This window comes from Moorena sp. SIO3E8 (assembly GCF_010692445.1).
Lineage (GTDB): Bacteria > Cyanobacteriota > Cyanobacteriia > Cyanobacteriales > Coleofasciculaceae > Moorena > Moorena bouillonii.
Genome location: NZ_JAAHHM010000002.1, coordinates 114,969 through 133,000 on the forward strand (window position 1 = coordinate 114,969; position 18,032 = coordinate 133,000).

General features: G+C 44.0%; 15 protein-coding genes. 9 read left to right on the plus strand and 6 right to left on the minus strand.

The features are described 5' to 3' along the window. The first annotated feature begins 330 nt into the window (after positions 1–330). Complete coding sequence (locus F6K46_RS01175; RefSeq protein WP_293055122.1) at positions 331–1,341, plus strand: NAD-dependent epimerase/dehydratase family protein; 1,011 nt, start codon at positions 331–333, stop codon at positions 1,339–1,341. On the opposite strand, the gene F6K46_RS01180 is transcribed toward F6K46_RS01175, so the two are convergent. Beyond that, positions 1,324–3,243 (minus strand): nucleoside-diphosphate sugar epimerase/dehydratase, encoded by a 1,920-nt coding sequence (locus tag F6K46_RS01180; RefSeq protein WP_293055124.1) that lies wholly within the window; start codon positions 3,241–3,243, stop codon positions 1,324–1,326. The two genes, F6K46_RS01175 and F6K46_RS01180, sit on opposite strands and share 18 nt — an antisense overlap. A gap of 56 nt (positions 3,244–3,299) precedes the next feature. Between F6K46_RS01180 and F6K46_RS01185 the strand changes: the two genes are divergently transcribed. Next, a complete protein-coding gene (locus F6K46_RS01185) occupies positions 3,300–3,437 on the plus strand; it encodes a hypothetical protein (RefSeq protein ID WP_293055126.1) in 138 nt (45 codons plus the stop codon). Here the strand turns inward: F6K46_RS01185 and F6K46_RS01190 are convergent. Further along, positions 3,430–4,416 (minus strand): glycosyltransferase family 4 protein, encoded by a 987-nt coding sequence (locus tag F6K46_RS01190; RefSeq protein ID WP_293055128.1) that lies wholly within the window; start codon positions 4,414–4,416, stop codon positions 3,430–3,432. The genes F6K46_RS01185 and F6K46_RS01190 overlap by 8 nt on opposite strands. Before the next feature lie 363 nt (positions 4,417–4,779). Continuing rightward, the gene (locus F6K46_RS01195) at positions 4,780–5,997 is read right to left on the minus strand and encodes an IS4 family transposase (protein WP_293055130.1); all 1,218 of its coding nucleotides are present in this window, start codon (positions 5,995–5,997) and stop codon (positions 4,780–4,782) included. Positions 5,998–6,406: 409 nt separating this feature from the next. Here F6K46_RS01195 and F6K46_RS01200 point away from each other — a divergent pair, with 409 nt between their 5' ends. Continuing rightward, the gene (locus tag F6K46_RS01200; protein WP_293055132.1) at positions 6,407–6,679 is read left to right on the plus strand and encodes a hypothetical protein; all 273 of its coding nucleotides are present in this window, start codon (positions 6,407–6,409) and stop codon (positions 6,677–6,679) included. A 52-nt stretch (positions 6,680–6,731) separates the two neighbouring features. Here F6K46_RS01200 and F6K46_RS01205 read toward each other — a convergent pair whose 3' ends face one another. From F6K46_RS01205 to F6K46_RS01215, 3 genes are read right to left on the minus strand one after another with little or no spacing between them, the layout of a single operon-like run. Further along, positions 6,732–7,223 (minus strand): DNA-binding protein, encoded by a 492-nt coding sequence (locus tag F6K46_RS01205; RefSeq protein WP_293055134.1) that lies wholly within the window; start codon positions 7,221–7,223, stop codon positions 6,732–6,734. Positions 7,224–7,280: 57 nt separating this feature from the next. Then, positions 7,281–7,442, minus strand: coding sequence for a hypothetical protein (locus tag F6K46_RS01210; protein ID WP_293055136.1), 162 nt, complete (start codon positions 7,440–7,442; stop codon positions 7,281–7,283). Continuing rightward, on the minus strand, positions 7,414–9,051 hold the full coding sequence (locus F6K46_RS01215; protein ID WP_293055138.1) for a lipid-A-disaccharide synthase: 1,638 nt from the start codon (positions 9,049–9,051) through the stop codon (positions 7,414–7,416). The genes F6K46_RS01210 and F6K46_RS01215 overlap by 29 nt, the downstream gene beginning before the upstream one ends. A 55-nt stretch (positions 9,052–9,106) precedes the next feature. On the opposite strand from F6K46_RS01215, the gene F6K46_RS01220 reads away from it, so the two are divergent. The 6 genes from F6K46_RS01220 to F6K46_RS01245 all read left to right on the plus strand — a co-directional run bounded on the left by F6K46_RS01220 (position 9,107) and on the right by F6K46_RS01245 (position 17,877). Beyond that, the gene (locus tag F6K46_RS01220; protein ID WP_293055140.1) at positions 9,107–9,256 is read left to right on the plus strand and encodes a hypothetical protein; all 150 of its coding nucleotides are present in this window, start codon (positions 9,107–9,109) and stop codon (positions 9,254–9,256) included. A gap of 511 nt (positions 9,257–9,767) precedes the next feature. Next, positions 9,768–13,760, plus strand: a complete 3,993-nt coding sequence (locus F6K46_RS01225) for a magnesium chelatase subunit H (protein ID WP_293055142.1) — start codon at positions 9,768–9,770, stop codon at positions 13,758–13,760. A gap of 847 nt (positions 13,761–14,607) precedes the next feature. Next, the gene (locus F6K46_RS01230) at positions 14,608–14,862 is read left to right on the plus strand and encodes a hypothetical protein (RefSeq protein ID WP_293023148.1); all 255 of its coding nucleotides are present in this window, start codon (positions 14,608–14,610) and stop codon (positions 14,860–14,862) included. A 390-nt stretch (positions 14,863–15,252) separates the two neighbouring features. Beyond that, a complete protein-coding gene (locus F6K46_RS01235; protein ID WP_293055144.1) occupies positions 15,253–16,284 on the plus strand; it encodes a pyridoxal-dependent decarboxylase in 1,032 nt (343 codons plus the stop codon). A 167-nt stretch (positions 16,285–16,451) separates the two neighbouring features. Then, entirely contained in the window at positions 16,452–17,492 is a 1,041-nt protein-coding gene (locus tag F6K46_RS01240) for a PLP-dependent transferase (protein ID WP_293055379.1), read from the plus strand. 13 nt (positions 17,493–17,505) lie between these two features. Beyond that, complete coding sequence (locus F6K46_RS01245) at positions 17,506–17,877, plus strand: SET domain-containing protein-lysine N-methyltransferase (RefSeq protein ID WP_293055146.1); 372 nt, start codon at positions 17,506–17,508, stop codon at positions 17,875–17,877. Positions 17,878–18,032 lie beyond the last annotated feature (155 nt).

An 18,032-nucleotide genomic window follows, 5' to 3' on the forward strand; every position in this document is an offset into this window, starting at 1 on the left:
ATGGCACACCTAAAAATGTTGGTTGGGTTGAGCGGTAGGGAAACCCAACAAAGCGTTACTGGTGTTGGGTTTCATTCTTCAACCCAACCTACGCTTATTGCACCATTTTAGATGTGCCAGTCCAGTAGGGTGCGTTAGGGACGGGCTCGCCCTCATTTTCCGCCTCTTCGCGCCTTGTTGGGATAGCCCGCCCCGTAACGCACCACCGGATCAAACAGCAAAAGTGAGATACACCCATCCAATTCGGACTCTAATAGCTCTTAGTGTAGTTAGTAGTACCGATAGTTTAAAGCCATCACTGAATCACTTCTAACTTAGCACATAGCGATTATGAAACATATTCTTGTTACTGGCGCAACTGGCTTCATTGCTAGTCATCTCCTCCCCATTCTCCATCAGCAAGGTTGGCAAATCACTGCAGCAGTGCGTAACCAATTTCCCCATCCCCCAGCCATACCCCTCAAAACCGTTGCTGTAGGTGATATCAATCGTCATACTGATTGGAGTAAGGCTCTTGAAGGCATCGACACCGTAATTCACCTAGCCGCAAGGGCTCACATCTTACAGGACGACGCACCGAATCCGGAAGCAGAATTTCTGGAAGTGAATACCTTAGGTACTACTCAGCTAGTTAAACATGCCATTAAAGCTGGTGTACAGCATTTTATCTTCATTAGCTCTATTGGTGCTATGGCAACCTTAAGTGATCAGATTCTCACCGAAAACTCTCCTTGCCAACCTGATACTCCCTATGGATGCAGCAAATTGAAAGCAGAACAGGCTTTAATTGAGTTAGCAAGCTCAAGCAACAAGATGACTTGGACTATTTTGCGTCCTACCCTAGTTTATGGTCAGGGAAATCCAGGTAATATGGAACGTTTAATTAAATTAGTACAGAAAAAATTCCCCCTACCCTTTGGTTCTTTGAAAAATCGCCGTAGTTTGGTTTTTGTAGGTAACTTAGTAGATGCGATCGCCACTATTATCACCCATCCCCAAGCTAAAAACCAAACTTTCCTGATCAGCGACGGCGAAGACCTCTCAACAACGCAACTGATCAGACAAATTGCTCAATGTCTAGAACTACCCTGTCATATCTTGCCAATTCCCCTGAGCTTATTGAGGCTAGCCGGTAATTTGGGAGATACTATAGAACTAATCAGCAGGCGAACTTTCATGCTCAATAGTTCAACGATTTCTCGATTGGATGGTTCCCTATGGGTTGATAGTAGCAAACTTTGTCAGACTCTCAACTGGCAACCACCCTATACCCTGGAGCAAGGATTAAAAGAAACATTACAAAGCTACACAATGAATTTTCCCTCACCCCCCAACCGGTGACTTAATGGGGACATTACAACGAGAAGGCTGGTACTCTGGCACCAGATTACACAGTTGAGTAACAATACCTGCACGATCATTGAGTCGAGCTTTATCAAGGAGAACTATCAACTGCGGTTGCAAAATCTCCCAACTCCAAAAATGTTCTTGAGCAGAGAAAATTTTCTGATGTCGGGTGGGTTTGACATTATCCCCAGATATCAGCAACTCCTCATAGAGTTTTTCCCCTGGTCGCAATCCCGTTATTTTGATTTCAATGTCCTGTTGGGGAATAAGCCCACTCAAACGAATCATTTGCAAGGCGAGATCGTAAATGCGAATTGGTTCTCCCATATCCAGCAAGAAAACCTCTCCTCCACTTGCCATTGCCCCTGCTTGCATCACTAAGCGAGCCGCTTCAGGAATGGTCATGAAATAGCGAGTAATTTCCCGATGGGTAAGGGTAATGGGTTGACCTTGGGCAATTTGTCGGGAGAAGCGAGGCACAACCGAACCACTACTATTAAGGACGTTGCCAAATCTGACAATGGCAAAGCGGGTAGAATGTCCTGGTTGAGCTGCTAATGCCTGTACTACCAACTCTGCTACCCGTTTACTAGTGCCCATAACATTGGTAGGACGTACCGCTTTGTCAGTGGAAATCAAGACAAAGTTTTTCACAGCGCACTCAATGGCACAGCGGACAGTAGTCCAGGTTCCTAAAACGTTGTTCTCAATGCCTCGCGCTGCATTTACTTCTACCAGAGGAACGTGCTTGTAGGCTGCTGCATGGTAGACTGTCTCGACTTGATGATCCCTTAAAACAGTACTGAGATGATCCTTATCGGTGACATTGCCTAGGTAAGCAAAGCGCTGCAATTGAGGATAGGTTTCTGCTAGTTCGAGGTCAATATTGTACAGAGCAAATTCACTGAGTTCGTAGAGTACTAGACACTGGGGCTGCTGCTGAGCAATTTGGCGACACAGTTCTGAACCAATGGAGCCTCCTGCACCAGTCACCAGCACTACTTTTCCTGTCACCTGCATTTGTAGTAGTTCAACATCAGGTGTAGCTTCTTCTCGTCCGAGGAGGTCAGCAATATCAATCTTGCGAAGTTTATCAATAGAGACTCCACCAGAGAGTATTTCATTTAAGGAGGGTATGGTTTTAACAGGAATTGAAAGACTCTGTAGGCGTTCTAGAATACAGCGTTTTGTTTCTTTTGTTACCGAAGGCATTGCCAAAATTACCGTATCAAAAGCTTTTTGTCGCCAAAGTAACCGCAACTTAGCAGGAGAGTAAACCTTGAGTCCCTGTATGACTACACGGTGTTGCAAATCGGAGTTGTCATCGATAAAGGCAATTAGTCGGTAACTGCGGTGATTAGCTAAAGCAGCAGCAAGCTGAGAACCTGCTGCCCCTGCACCATAGATCAGTAGCCGTTCTGGCGGTAAATTGCTATCGGCGTAATAGGCTAGATTATGAGTTGAGCTGCGAATTAGCAGTCGTAACCCAATCAGGAGAAATAGAGTAATGAAGGCATCAATAATCAGAACTGAGCGAGGAAGAGGCCAAGAACCCTGTAAGTAAGCCAGGATCACTAAAACTCCGGAACTGTACAAAACAGCTTGGACTGCTGTGGTAATAAACTCTAGGCTTGTGTAGCGCAGAATAGGACGATAAATGCCACAGACTTGGAAGCCTATAAGTTTGACCACAATTAACAGGATAATTAGCCAGGCATACTTAAAAATTCCTGAGAGGGGAAGTGTTTTGTCGAAGCGGAGCCAAAAAGCTAGATAAATAGCAAAGCAAAATAAAAATGCATCTAGAGCAACGAGCAACTGGCGCTTCTGCCGTCTGGAGATTGAGTTATAGCCACCATAAAGCCTAATCAGCAGGTAGTTAATATAGGATTTCATCAAGATAACGAATTGATAAGGTTATTGCTTGTGCGATTGAGGTTCAAGTGTGGGGAGTGTGGGGCACGAGCGCGGGGAGATGGGGAGATGGGAAGATGGGGAGATGGGAAGATGGGGAGATGGGAAGATGGGGAGATTGGAGTAAGACCGAGATACGGATACTGTGGGAAAAAGTGCAATTGGCACTTAAGTAGACGACAGCATACACCTCCGTAGGTAAGTTTCTGCGCAGGCGATCGCCACAATTACGGAAGCTAAACTGCTCCAAGCTCCGATGGTTCGTAGGAAATCAATACTAAAGGCCATCAGAAGAGTTATGCAAATATAGGTAATCGCCACTTGACTATGGGACCAGCCTGATTTCTCGAGCCTCTGGTACAGATTACTACGGTGAGCTTTGAAGATATTTTCACCACGCAGCAGTCGCCGACAGAGGGTATAAATGGCATCGCCGATTAGAGGTAAAGTAAATGCCAGTGCTGACCAAGCAGAAGCCGGATTATGATTCTGACTTAGGAGGGTTATCGCCACCACAGCACCTAAAAAAGTACTACCGACGTCCCCCATAAAAATCTTGGCCGGTGACCAGTTCCAATAGAGAAATCCCCCTAAAGCTGCTACCAATAGCCACAGAAGGGGTTGATTCAACCAGAGGGCAAAAAATCCTAGCTGTACAGCAGTTACTCCGCCGACTAAGCCATCTAAACCGTCCATGAAGTTATAGAAATTAATCAGGGCGGTCATGGCAATGATGGTGAGTAGAGTAGCAATAAGCTCGCCTGCTATACCTAGGTGAGCTAGCCCAGGAAAGGGAAAAGCACCACAGGAGGCGACCACGACGGTAGCAACCGAGAATTGTACTAGATAGCGAACGCTGGCAGGAACTCCTCGCCAATCGTCGATAATGCCAATAATTACTAAGGGAATGAGGGCGAACCAAAGCGTATTTTGTCCGGAATCAATTAGGTTAAGACCAAGAAATTGGCTGGCAATGATGGCAATAGCAAAGGCAATAATAAAACCCAAACCACCCCCTCTGGGTGTGGGTTGACTATGGGAACTGCGCTCCTTGGGGATGTCAATAAGTTGTTGACTTAAGTTTTGTTTAATTAGAGCGACGCTAAGAAGGCTGAGGGAAAAACTGATTACACAGAGAGTTAAGAGTGGGTGCATTTCAACTTTTTGATTAATACACCACTATTTACTAGCCTCAGTTAAACATTCAGAATTAATAGTGATAAAATAAAACTCAAAATACGGTTCGTTTACAGAGTAAACGGCAGAAGTGTTTAAGCTGTCGCCCATTGAAACGACATATTATTAAATCAGAAAAAAAAACTGAAACTCTTGTCCCTTATGCCAGGTGCATCTCATTTTTGCTGTTTGACCCGGTGGGTGGAACGGGCATCTTGGTGGAATGGGCATCTTGCCCGTTACAATTCCGGACGGGCTGTCCCAACACTGGCGACCGGGAAAATGAGGGCGAGCCCTTCCCTAACGCACCCTACACAACATTTAGGTGCGACCCGTGGCGCTTTAAGGATGACAATAAGGCTCTAACTCTTGTTGTAGTTGGGATAGAGCCTTAAAGCCTCGCTGAAAAGAGAGAGATTTATTTCCCTTGAGATTAATCAGACTGTGGGCAAGTTCAGACCATAAAGTCATGGCATTAACCCAGGCATAAGTCAATAATCCCATAGTAAAATGACTATGGTGTGGTTCAATTTGTTCCTGAGCTTTATGGGTAGGAGTAACATAAATAGAAAGGGGAGTATATTTTAATGAATAGCCTGTCAAGGTAGAGAGGGTATAGGCAAAAGCAATTAACAAAACAAGAGCAAGTAAACGAGTAGAGTTAACCCGAGTTTGTTCTAAATTGTATCCACCGGTCTTACAGTCTTTAAATAGTGTTTCAATTCCCCATCTAGCGCGATAAACTGTTAAAGTCTTCTCAAGAGTAGGTAAGCTGGTCAGCAAGTACCAAGGGGCTTTATGTTGTTTGCCCCGGTATGTTTTTTTCCAACGAACTGCCAAGTTGAAAGGAGACAGATTCTGCTCTTTATTGCAGGTAATATCCTCGATAAATTGAGTGTCTACGGGTTGAAATCCCTGGGATTTTAAAGCTTGATAATTTAAGGATTTTTGTTGAATACAAGTACTTTTTTTTTGGCGTAGAATAAAGTCTACTCTTCTTAGCCTCAGCCACATTCCCAGCTTGGCACTGTGAAATTCCCTATCCCCTATGACAATAACCGGATAAGGTTTGATCAGCTTCAAGACCGGTTGAAGTACTTTTTTCTGAAAGGATAAATTACTACTACCTTTTTTGCCAATCAACTCCCAGTACACCGGCAGAGCATGTTTGCCCCATATTATACTCACCACCATTAGATTCCTTTCCTTCCATTGAGTCCGATCTATCACTAGCAAGATGTGCCCCGAATCAGAAAATTTTAATTTTTTCCGTCTTCTTCTTTGCTCTCGGTTCAGTCGCTCTCCGTTATATTCTTGTCTCAACCAATATTTGACTATAGGAAACCACAATAGTTTTACATTCCATTGCGGCAGTACTAAAAATCTCTGCAAATTTCGTAGTCTGCTCTCATAACTAATCGGTTGAGGAAACACACTTGCCAAAGTAGATAATTTGACTTGACGAAAGCTTTGAACCATCAATATTAATAGTTGAACTGTCAGATTCTGCTTCTCGTTGAGATGCTTTTCCAGTACTTTCTGATATAATGTCGGTAGCATTTTTTAGGTTTTAGGGTAGTCATAGACCACCCTAATCTTTTTTGGTTATTTTGGCTACACCCCCCTTCACCACTGCTTTTCACTACCCTTGTCACCCTTTAAGCCCGTGGCGAATTTAATTCTTAATGGGGAAAGCGCACCTTTACAAAAGCAATGCAGCAAGGGAACAGGGGGTTTCCACGGGGCTTTCAAGGTGCGGACGCAGGTGACCCACACAGACCCAAAACCATGAGGGACTGCATCAAGACAGTGAAATACACCCGTTCTAAATCGGGTACTGCTATACCCATTACCCATTCCCAAAAACCTGGTACTATTTGAGAACTTATTAATGAGCAATGATTAACCGGACTTGCTCTAAAACATTATTTAGGTTTGTGATATGCGAAACAGTAATAAGAAAAATCCTATGGTAATCGGCAGTTTAGTCGTTATTTTTATCAATCTAGTAATCGCTCTTATTTGTTGGAGGATTGCTCAACAATCTACGGGTTATGATGGTCTGTTTTATTTTTTTATATTGTCTATGATTGGTATCGCTCAGTTAGTCTATGTTATCCCAGCATTAATTGTGCTAAGATTGCTGGGAAGATGGGAATTGATTAAAGGAGTGATTCTTGGTGGTTTGATTACAGGTTTGTTGAATCTTGGCGCTTGGTTTTTAATGCAATCTTTAGCTTAAAGGTATAGGTAGCAAGAGTTATTGAGAAATAGCTCTTAATTTCACTAACTGATTAAACTGTTGCGTCAAGGATATCTTGAGACTGTTCTAATTTATCGTCGAGGTTCTCACTACCAGTAAACACTTTAGTAGTCACTGGAACGTTAGGCTCAACTTGGAGCCACACCGAATCACTAATAGACTCAGCTTGATTGGGTCGATAAACCAGTCGGCAGGCTCCTGCGATTTCTACCTCATGACAGCAATGAGTCCGCTCACCCCGTTTAACAGTAAACACTGGCAAAGATGTCTGGTTCTTGTGATTGCTTTTTAAGGCTTGCTCATTAACGTGGATATAGGTAGCTTCGAGATGTTTGTCCTGATTCCATGTACCTTTTGGTCCCCTACGACCTTCGGTTACCACTGGCACACCATCATATAATGGAATCTGCCAAAACCGACCCACTTTTTTGGCTCCTTTGATGCGATCTTTACTTAATAGCATCCGCAGTCGCTGAGACGATATACCCAGCAGAGATGCAGCTTGTGTTGTACCGACAACCATAACTAAAATACTATTGCGGAATAGTATTGTAATCCCATCTAACTGGGAAAGTCAAGCTCAAGTAGGGAGTAGGGGAGTAGGGAGTAGGGAGTAGGGGAGTAGGGAGTAGGGAGTCGGGAGTAGGGAATCGGGAGTCGGGAGTCGGGAATCGGGAATCGGGAGTCGGGAATCAAAAATTATCAGAATTGATTTAGGTACCCGATATAAAGTCTTTGTCAAGTTCTTGTTTAACCAGTTGAGCTAAGGTTTGGGCAGCTCCTGGTTTTCCCCGAACACTCTTTAGATGCGATCGCATTTCCGACAACTTCTCTGGATGCTCCAGATAGTCTAGGGCAAGTTGAGCAACCTCAAGCGGCTCAAGCTTCCCTACCAATTCTGGCACAATTTCTCTTTTTGCCCAAATATTCGGCCATGCAAACAGACGCTTTTGCCCTAGCACCAACCAGTTAATCACTTTCGCTAGGCTAGACCCTACTCCTGGTAACTTGACCAATAGACCGGGTAAGCCATCCCAAGCCCGCATCGCATCTAACTGTTGCGTCGGCAACAGCACAATCATGGGTACGGCCAGAGACCCCAACTCAGCAGTATTCGCTCCCACTGTGGTTAAGCAAAGACAACATTGTGATAACAACTCATAGGCCGGAAAGGACTCCCAGAGTTCTACACACAAGCCACTGGGGGTTTGGAGGAATAGTTGCGGGGTGGAAGGTTTAAGGTTAGGAGGTTGTTCGCGTAGCGTGGCCTTTTGGCCAAGGGTTGAAGGTTGAAGGGTTGAAGGTTGAAGGTTATTAGGTTGCAGGTTAGACGGTTGCAGGTTAGACGGTTGCAGGTTATCCCGATTAAAAGGCGACTGTTGATAAATAGACCTCTTGCAAAAGTATTGTTCTGATCGTGTTCTTGATGCAGTCGCTCCTGGAGAGAACCCCCAAGACCACGCTGCATCCGTTGGCCTCAATTCTTGTTCCCTGTTCCCTGTTCCCAGATCCGCTGTTCCCTTTTCTGGAAGAAGTCTAATAAGTTGAGCCTCTGACCATCCTGTCTTGTTAATGATGGGATTGTGATCTCGATTGGCAAATTTGGCTAATGTTTTGAGATCTATGGTAGGAGCAACGGGAATCACAAAGCGAGTTTGGGGTCTAGCCCTGTGGATGTGTTCAGCGATCGCTAAAGACAAAGGCACTCCCTGAGCTAGTTTGGCTGGTTTTGACCCCGGTAATAGTGCGATCACTTCAGTGGAATGTTCAAGGGTATCTTCCGTTAAACTTGCAATCTGAGAACCTGTAACCTTCAACCCCTGAGTAACCTGTAACTCCTGATTAACCTGAGAACCTGCAACCTGTAACCCCTTATTAACCTGTAACCCTCTAATTTCTGCCATTAAATCCCCTACTATGGTGAATTTGTGGGCATAGGTCTTAGGCACTTGAGCGATAATATCGGGTTTCATCACTCCAAAGTGGTCAATCCAGCGGTACCAACGAGCATCCCACTCGGCATAGACAACACTGCGATACCCTAAGCGCTTACTAATCACTACTGGGAAAAATTGGTCTCCCCCTAGGAATAGAACAACCCCTTTTGGATGCCAGTCCCAGTTTTCCGCTGTCTTCCCCCACAACAAGAATGGTAAAAAATCCTGCGCTGCCTGAACCCGGTCTACTTCTGGGTAGGATTTTGCGATCGCATCTTCTTTGCCCGTGGCATGAGGGCAAGGAGATAGCACTACCGATATCCGGAGTAATGAACGGTCATTCCCTAGAGTTTCCCGCAATGCCTTCACCACTGGTCGCACCCAGGTGGTCAACTCTCCTGGGCCATTGGACATAACTAAAATATCTGCTGCTGGCACTCTTCCCCACTCCTAATTATCACTATCTGGCTTGCTATCAGCTATCAGTTATCAGCTATCATCTATCAGCTATCAGTTATCAGCTATCAGCTATCAGCTATCAGCTATCAGCTATCAGTTATCAGTTATCAGCTTATGCGCTACGCCCACGCTACGCGAACAGCTTTCAGTCAAATGCTGAGTGCTGAGTGCTGACCACTGACTGCTGAGTGCTGACCACTGACTGCTGACTGCTGACTGCTGACTGCTTACCACTGACCGCTGACTACAAAATATTAAGTAATGATTAAGTAAGAAGCATAAGTAATAGTTGTATAAATCGATAAAATATCCTTATATATACAGCTAAGGTTACCTTTGTCAATGATTTTTATTGTTTAGTTTTTTTAAGGTAAGCGGATTTACTACTTCAGTAATTGTTAAGTAATTTTACAAAAATCAGTAATTTTTATATCGAATTGTATCAGATAACGGCTGAAACTCCCTGAAAGTATACGTTTTTTGATAGAAACTCTTTAGTTGGCAAAACAAAACCATCCCAACCAAGAGTGAGTGGTCACTGGTAGAGACGTTCGATAGCACATCTGTCAATAAAATCTAAATACGATCAAAACTATCAAAGGTGATCAGCCACTTACCGCCACTCAAGGTAAGGCACAGATAACGAATAATCAGGAAGGAGATCTAGCCACATGTTCACTCACGTCAAGTCCACCATTAGACACATCACCCCGGAACCCTTGAATGGGCGTCATTTGCTGAAGGTGGTCTATGTCGTGCTAGAACCGCAGTACCAAAGTGCATTATCAGCTGCTGTTCGGTCAATCAATCAAAATCAACCGGATATCGCTATTGAAATCAGCGGTTACCTCATTGAGGAACTCCGTGACCCAGAAAACTATGAAGACTTTAAACGGGATATAGCAGAAGCCAATATCTTTATCGCTTCACTAATCTTTATAGAAGACTTGGCCGAGAAGGTAGTAGCCGCTGTACAACCCCATCGCGATCGCTTGGATGCCGCAGTGGTATTTCCATCAATGCCCAAAGTGATGCGCCTGAATAAATTAGGTAGCTTCTCCATGGCGAATTTGGGTCAATCCAAGAGTGCGATCGCACAATTCATGCGTAAGCGCAAGAAAAAATCTGGGTCTTCCTTCCAAGACAGTATGCTCAAGCTGTTGCAGACCTTACCGAAAGTCCTGAAGTATATGCCCATGGACAAAGCTCAGGATGCTCGCAACTTCATGCTCAGTTTCCAGTATTGGCTAGGGGGGTCTTCTGATAACCTGGAAAACTTCTTGCTGATGCTAGCAGATAAGTATGTCTTTAAGCGCGAGAAGAAAAACAGCGAAACCTCTGTCCAATTCAAAGACCCAGTGGTTTACCCAGATATGGGGGTTTGGCATCCTCTAGCACCGCAAATGTTTGAAGATGTCAAGGAATACCTGAACTGGTATAGTAGCCGTCAGGATATCTCAACAGACATAAAAGACCCCCTCGCTCCCTGTATTGGTTTAGTCCTGCAACGCACTCACCTAGTGACAGGGGATGATGCCCATTATGTAGCTATGGTGCAGGAACTGGAAGCCATGGGAGCAAGGGTGATTCCCATATTTGCTGGTGGTCTGGATTTCTCTAAACCTGTAGATACCTATTTTTCTGAGGAACATGGCAAAACCGTAGTCCCCTTAGTGGATGCTGTGGTATCTCTAACCGGCTTTGCTCTAGTAGGAGGTCCAGCACGGCAAGACCATCCCAAAGCCATTGAATCCTTAAAACGCCTCAATCGCCCCTATATGGTTACACTTCCCTTAGTCTTCCAAACTACGGAAGAGTGGGAAGATAGTGAATTGGGACTGCACCCGATTCAAGTAGCATTGCAAATTGCCATTCCAGAGCTGGATGGTGCCATTGAACCAATTATCCTATCCGGACGGGATGGCGCAACTGGAAAATCCATTGCGTTACAGGACCGGATTGAATCAGTAGCGCGACGGGTAATGAAGTGGGCGAATTTGCGCCGTAAGCCCAAGCTTGATAAGAAAATTGCCATCACAGTCTTTAGCTTTCCCCCAGATAAAGGCAATGTTGGGTCAGCGGCCTATCTTGATGTATTTGGTTCCATCTATAAGGTGATGGAAGCCCTGAACAACAATGGTTATGATGTCCAAGACTTGCCGGAATCTGCTGAGGCACTGATGCAAGAGGTGATCCATGATGCCCAAGCTCAGTACGCTAGTCCAGAATTGAATATTGCTCACCGGATGTCGGTGATGGAGTATGAACGGTTTACTCCCTACTCCACTCGCTTAGAGGAAAACTGGGGACCACCACCAGGACATCTTAATAGTGATGGACAAAACTTGTTAATCTACGGCAAGCACTTCGGGAATGTATTCATCGGAGTACAACCTACCTTTGGCTATGAAGGAGACCCAATGTTACTGTTGTTCTCCCGTTCCGCAAGTCCTCACCATGGCTTTGCTGCTTATTACACCTATTTAGAACAAATCTGGCAAGCCGATGCGGTGCTGCACTTCGGAACCCACGGGTCTCTAGAATTTATGCCAGGGAAACAGATGGGGATGTCTGGAGACTGTTATCCAGATAATTTAATTGGTTCTATTCCCAATCTGTACTACTATGCTGCCAATAATCCCAGTGAAGCAACCATTGCTAAGCGCCGCAGCTATGCTGAAACCATATCCTATCTCACCCCACCCGCAGAAAATGCTGGATTATATAAGGGGTTAAAGGAACTCAGTGAGTTAATTGGGTCTTATCAAACTCTCAAAGATACTGGGCGTGGTGTTCCTATTGTTAACACCATTATGGATAAGTGCCGCTTGGTGAATCTTGATCAAGATATTGCGTTGCCCGAGCAAGATGCTAAGGAGCTGAGTGCCGAAGAACGGGATACTTTGGTAGGTCAGGTGTACCGCCGTTTGATGGAAATTGAGTCAAGGTTGTTACCCTGTGGGTTGCATGTGATTGGTAAGCCACCAACCGCAGAAGAAGCGATCGCAACTCTAGTCAATATTGCTAACTTAGACCGTAGCGAAGACGAAATCATCGGTTTACCCCGGATTATTGCTAACAGTATTGAGCGAGAGATTGATGAAATTTACAGCAACAATGACCAAGGCATCTTAGCTGATGTGGAATTGTTGCAAGATATCACCCAAGCTACCCGTGCTGCTGTTAGTGCTATGGTTCAAGCTCAAATCGACAGCGATGGACGAGTCTCTAAAGTCTCTAAACTCAACTTCCTCAACCTTGGTAAAAAAGCACCTTGGGTAGAAGCCTTGCACAATCTAGGGTACACCAACGTAGATTCTGAGGCGATCAAGCCTCTGTTTGACTATCTGGAATTCTGTTTACAGCAGATTGTAGCAGACAACGAATTAGGAGCAATGCTCCAAGCCTTAGATGGGGAATATGTGCTGCCCGGTCCTGGTGGTGACCCAATCCGAAATCCCGATGTGCTACCGACCGGTAAGAATATTCACGCCCTCGACCCTCAATCCATTCCCACCCTAGCAGCGGTGAAATCTGCCAAAATCGTAGTAGACCGACTGTTGGCACGGCAAAAGCGAGATAATGATGGGGCTTGGCCAGAAACCATTGCGTGTGTGCTATGGGGTACGGATAATATTAAGACTTACGGCGAATCCCTAGCCCAAATTCTGTGGATGGTCGGGGTTAAGCCAGTGCCCGATGCTTTGGGACGGGTGAATAAATTAGAACTAATTCCCTTAGAAGAGTTAGGTCGTCCTCGGATTGATGTGGTAGTAAACTGTTCCGGTGTCTTCCGGGATTTGTTCATCAATCAGATGAATTTACTAGACCAAGGGGTGAAAATGGCCGCAGAAGCCGATGAACCCCTGGAAATGAATTTTGTGCGGAAACACAGTTTGCAACAAGCTCAAGAGATGGGGATTAATCTACGGCAAGCTGCGACTCGGGTGTTCTCCAATGCGTCTGGTTCCTATGCCTCCAATGTTAATTTAGCTGTAGAAAACAGCACCTGGGAAGAAGAAGCCGAGTTACAGAATATGTATCTCAGTCGCAAGTCTTTTGCTTTCTCTTCTGATAGCCCAGGCACCATGGAACAGAGTCAGAAGATTTTTGAGTCCGCCTTGAAAACCGCTGATGTTACCTTCCAGAATCTTGATTCATCGGAAATTAGCCTTACTGATGTTTCTCATTACTTTGACTCTGACCCGACTAAAGTAGTAGCAAACTTGCGCAACGATGGTAAGAAACCAACCGCTTACATTGCTGATACCACTACAGCTAATGCTCAGGTTCGCACCCTATCAGAAACCGTCCGTTTAGATGCCCGGACTAAGTTACTTAATCCCAAATGGTACGAAGGCATGTTGAATCATGGCTATGAAGGGGTTCGTGAACTTTCCAAACGCTTAGTGAATACTATGGGTTGGAGTGCAACAGCTGATGCAGTAGATAACTGGGTTTATGAAGATGTGAATACTACCTTTATCCAGGATGAAGAAATGCGTCAGCGGTTAATGAATTTGAATCCCAATTCCTTCCGTAAAGTAGTCTCTACCTTATTAGAAGTTAATGGACGTGGCTATTGGGAAACTAGTGAGAGTAATTTACAGCTATTGCGCGAATTGTATCAGGAGGTTGAAGATAGGATTGAAGGAATAGAATAGGATTTTTGGCTATAGCGGTTTTCAATTCAGTGAGGTACACAATTTAGGGAATAGGCAATAGGCAACAGGGAATAGTGAATCATATTCCCCCCTTATTAAAGTCCCCCCCTTATTAAGGGGGGTTAGGGGGGATCCCTACTCAACTAATACCGTACCTCATAAATATGGAAAAGCCTATAGTCAAAATATAGCAATTCTATATCCCATAAGGTACCTATTATCCCCCATTGGTCCCCCTTAATCCCCTCAAATTGATCCCCCGTTGGTCTCCCTTAATAAGGGGGACTTTGAGGTGGAAAAGCGTACCTGATAACTGCGAGAAACGCTATCTAGCAATTCTATATCCCATAAGGTACCTATTATCCCCCGTTGGTCTCCCTTAATAAGGGGGACTTTGAGGTGGAAAAGCGTACCTGATAACTGCGAGAAACGCTATCTAGCAATTCTATATCCCATAAGGTACCTATTATCCCCCGTTGGTCTCCCTTAATAAGGGGGACTTTGAGGTGGAAAAGCGTACCTGATAACTGCGAGAAACGCTATCTAGCAATTCTATATCCCATAAGGTACCTATTATCCCCCGTTTCCCTTAATAAGGGGGACTTTGAGGTGGGAAAGCGTACCTCATAACTGCGAGAAAAGAGTAGCTTTTTAGAGACGTTCAATAGAGCGTCTCTAATTTTCAGGGCTTACGAATTTGCCCCCTAAATCCCCCAATTCTGGGGGACTTTAACTGAACTTTGCGGTGGGGAAATTTGCTGTAAAAAAAAATTTTTAAAACCCTTGACAAATAATACTATAATCGTTATAATTATAAGTTAGCAACAACAAGCAAAAGGTGAACTTTATGGATTCAGAATTTCGCCCAAACCCAGAGACTAATCCCGAGGATATAACTCCTAGTAATAATCCTCAAGAATCCTTTCCAAAAAAATACCCGGTTCAGCATATTTTGAAGGGGTCTCGCAAGGCCATAATCAACACCATGCATACTCTCCATGTAGTGGGTTATGCGGAAATTGTCGAGTGGACTCCTCTGCAGCCGACGGGACTTCCTGGGGAATTTATTACGATGATGACCAAGTACCTAACTCTGGGTTAAGCTATTAAATTGCTGGGGGGCTTTGCCCTTTCAAGGGTATGTTTTTTAGATTTGGGCATTCGCCTAGGTATTACTCAACAGAAATACATTTTGAAACCCAAACCCCAGGAAGGATTTGAGTATTCAATAAAAATCATTAGGGTGCGGCTCTTATAGAAAGACGATAGAATGGGGAAGAGTTTTTTAACCCAAGCTGTCCTGTAGCAGTGTTTTGAGAGAAAAAACCGAAGGACTCGACAGGCGCAACCGCAGCAGTATGAGCCAGGAATAGGAATGCGAGTTAAAATATCAGGCTCACAATGGAATATTGAAAATGTTCCTAAAATTCTTTCTTTACGCTGTGCTTACCTAAATGGGATGCTTTATTAATGATGTTTTTACAAAAATGAGATGCACCCTGGCATTTTCTATCCTGGTGGTTCACTATCGAATTTAGCTTCAGTTGCTCTTGCTGCCCAGCGAAGCAGAGGTAAATCTAGAGAACCTGTTGTTTTGATTTCCAACCACTGCCATTATTCTATCCGCAACGCAGTAGAAATTTGCGGTATTCAAAAAACTATCGGGATCGAGACGACTGTACAGGGCATTGTTGATCTTGATAGTTTGAAAAGAGCTATTGAGACTGCCAAAACCAATGGACTTAATCCCATCTATTTCTGTTGTGTACTAGGAGCCACCAACTTAGGATCATTTGATCCTGTAGAGCAGATACACGATATATTTATTGAGTATGATGTCCACCCCTGGATTCACTTCGATGCAGCTTGGGGAGGAGGGGTTTACTTTAACCCCAGAGGGGATTTTTATCGAGAAGTTAGTGCTATTGCTGACTCGATTGTGCTAGATTTTCACAAATTCCTGTCAGCTCCCCTACTGTGCTCTGTTCTCTTAGTCAAGGACAAGAGTAGCCTACAAAAAACAGATGTATCCCAGAGCGCTAACTATTTGTTTAATAACAAGCAAGATAAGAAATATAGTCTGAGTCTAAAATCTCTACAATGTTCCAGAGAAGCCTATGCTTTTAAACTATGGCTCATGTTCAAGTACCACGGCATTAGCTATTTTCAAGATTTGATTGAAAAGTTCTACGAAAATCAGCAAGAATTTAGAAGGCAACTGTGCGATCGCGTTTTGTATGTTGTCGAACCGCAATATTTCAATATTTGTGTCTGGTTCATTCCTCCAGAAATGACGATGGGACAAAGCATCTTGGACTATAGCATAGAGGAGCGACAAAAAATCGATAGCTTCAATTTAGCTATGTATGAAAAAATTGCTACAGATGGTTTCGCTAAGTTTAATTTTTCCAGTTTTAATAATTTTCCTACTTTGATCAGGATTATTGTTCACCATGGCAACTTAACGAAGGAAATCATATCTGAAATTGTTTCTTACCTGTATGACGTGTACAATTCAGCCTGACCTAGTTTATGGCAATTAGCATAAAATACAGATACTAATCCAATATTATGGCTAGAACAAGACAATTCCACTCATACAACAATTCAATTTTGCCCCCTGTTTATAAGAACGTAGCTTACTTTTATGATCAGGCACAAACTTAGGTCAAAGCATTACATGAAAAGTCAATCTCACGGGGACGCTACGGTAGGTATCATAACCCTAGTTGGGAAGAAACGGAAAAAGTATTAGCCCAGCTTGATGGGACAGAAGCTTGTGCAATCTTTACCAGTGGAATGAGTGCTATTTACAGCACCTTAATGGCATTTATGGAATCCTATAGTTGCTGCGCAACACTCCGTTATTTGTATAGAAATACACGACGGGTTTTTGAGGGACTAGATAGCCTTGGTATTAAAACCTTAATCCTTGACAACGCTGACCCAGCATTGTTTGCGATGGATTTACATAGAGTGGGTGAAGAAATTGACTTGATGTTTGTGGAAATGCCCTCAAACCCCCATCTCTATCTTGCATATCTTGAGAAGATTCGGGGTTTGCTACGGCCAGACGCGTTGCTCGTTGTCGATAGTACCTTGGCTAGCCCTCATAATTTTAAACCCTGTTTATGGGGAGCTGATCTGGTTATCCATAGTTGCACAAAGTATCTCAACGGCCACGCTGATATTATGTTAGGAAGTGTTGCTGGCAAGAAGAGTTTAATAGAGCAGATTCGATGTTTTCGGGATATTTCCGGTGCAGTGCCTAGCCCACAGGATGCCTTTATGTTGAGGCAACATTTGAAAACTTTTGAATTACGCATGAACTATTTAAATGATGCAGGGCAAAAGCTGGCGAATTTCCTGGATGCCCACCCGATGGTGTCGGCATCGTGCTATTTGGGATTAGACTCTCATCCCCACAGGGAGTTGGCGAGGAAATTTTTCACTAATGGATACGGAGGAGTTGTTACTTTTGAGTTGAAGCTTTCCAAAGAAGATACTTCTAGTCTAATTGACAATCTACAAGTTCCTTATATTGCCTCTAACTTTGGTTCTGCCGAAACCTACATTGAACATGTGTCTCCATTTTCCTATTACAATTTATCTGAAGAGGAACGACAAATGCTGAAAATTACTGACAGTTTAGTCAGATTATCCATTGGTTTTAACGATCCCATCGATAGTATTATTGATGACTTGAAAACAAATCTTGCAAAAGCAGCGTAGTGGGGATGTATATATGAAGTATGGCAGCTACTACAATTTAACGTTAAAGGAATCACCGGGAAAGGGTCGTGGTGTTTTTGCAGCGGAGGAGATATCGGCGGGTAAACTCATCCTGGTGGAGCCTGCACTAATGTTCTCAGGTTCAGATATTGATGGACTGCGATCTCATAAACTGTTCGAGTATATCTTTCAAATTGGAGATTCAATGGCGATCCCCCTAGGAGTTGGGACGTTTATAAATCATTCCGAAGATCCCAATGTCAAAGTCAACCGCCAGATAGATCAAGAACTATTTGAGTTTTTTGCCCTACGTGACATCACCCCAGAGGAAGAACTAACCCATAAGTACATTAGGGCACTGTGGTTTTCCCCAGCAGCGGAGTGATCTTGGACTAGTCTTCTTTGGGTGAGCGAAAAAACCCGTGGGAAACAGATAGCGAAAAAGCTAAAAGCCTTACTTAACAGTGATTTTTTGGATACCATGCTCTCTATCCCACCCAAAATTTCGTTCACCCGTCTTCTTCTTTTACTCTCCGAAAA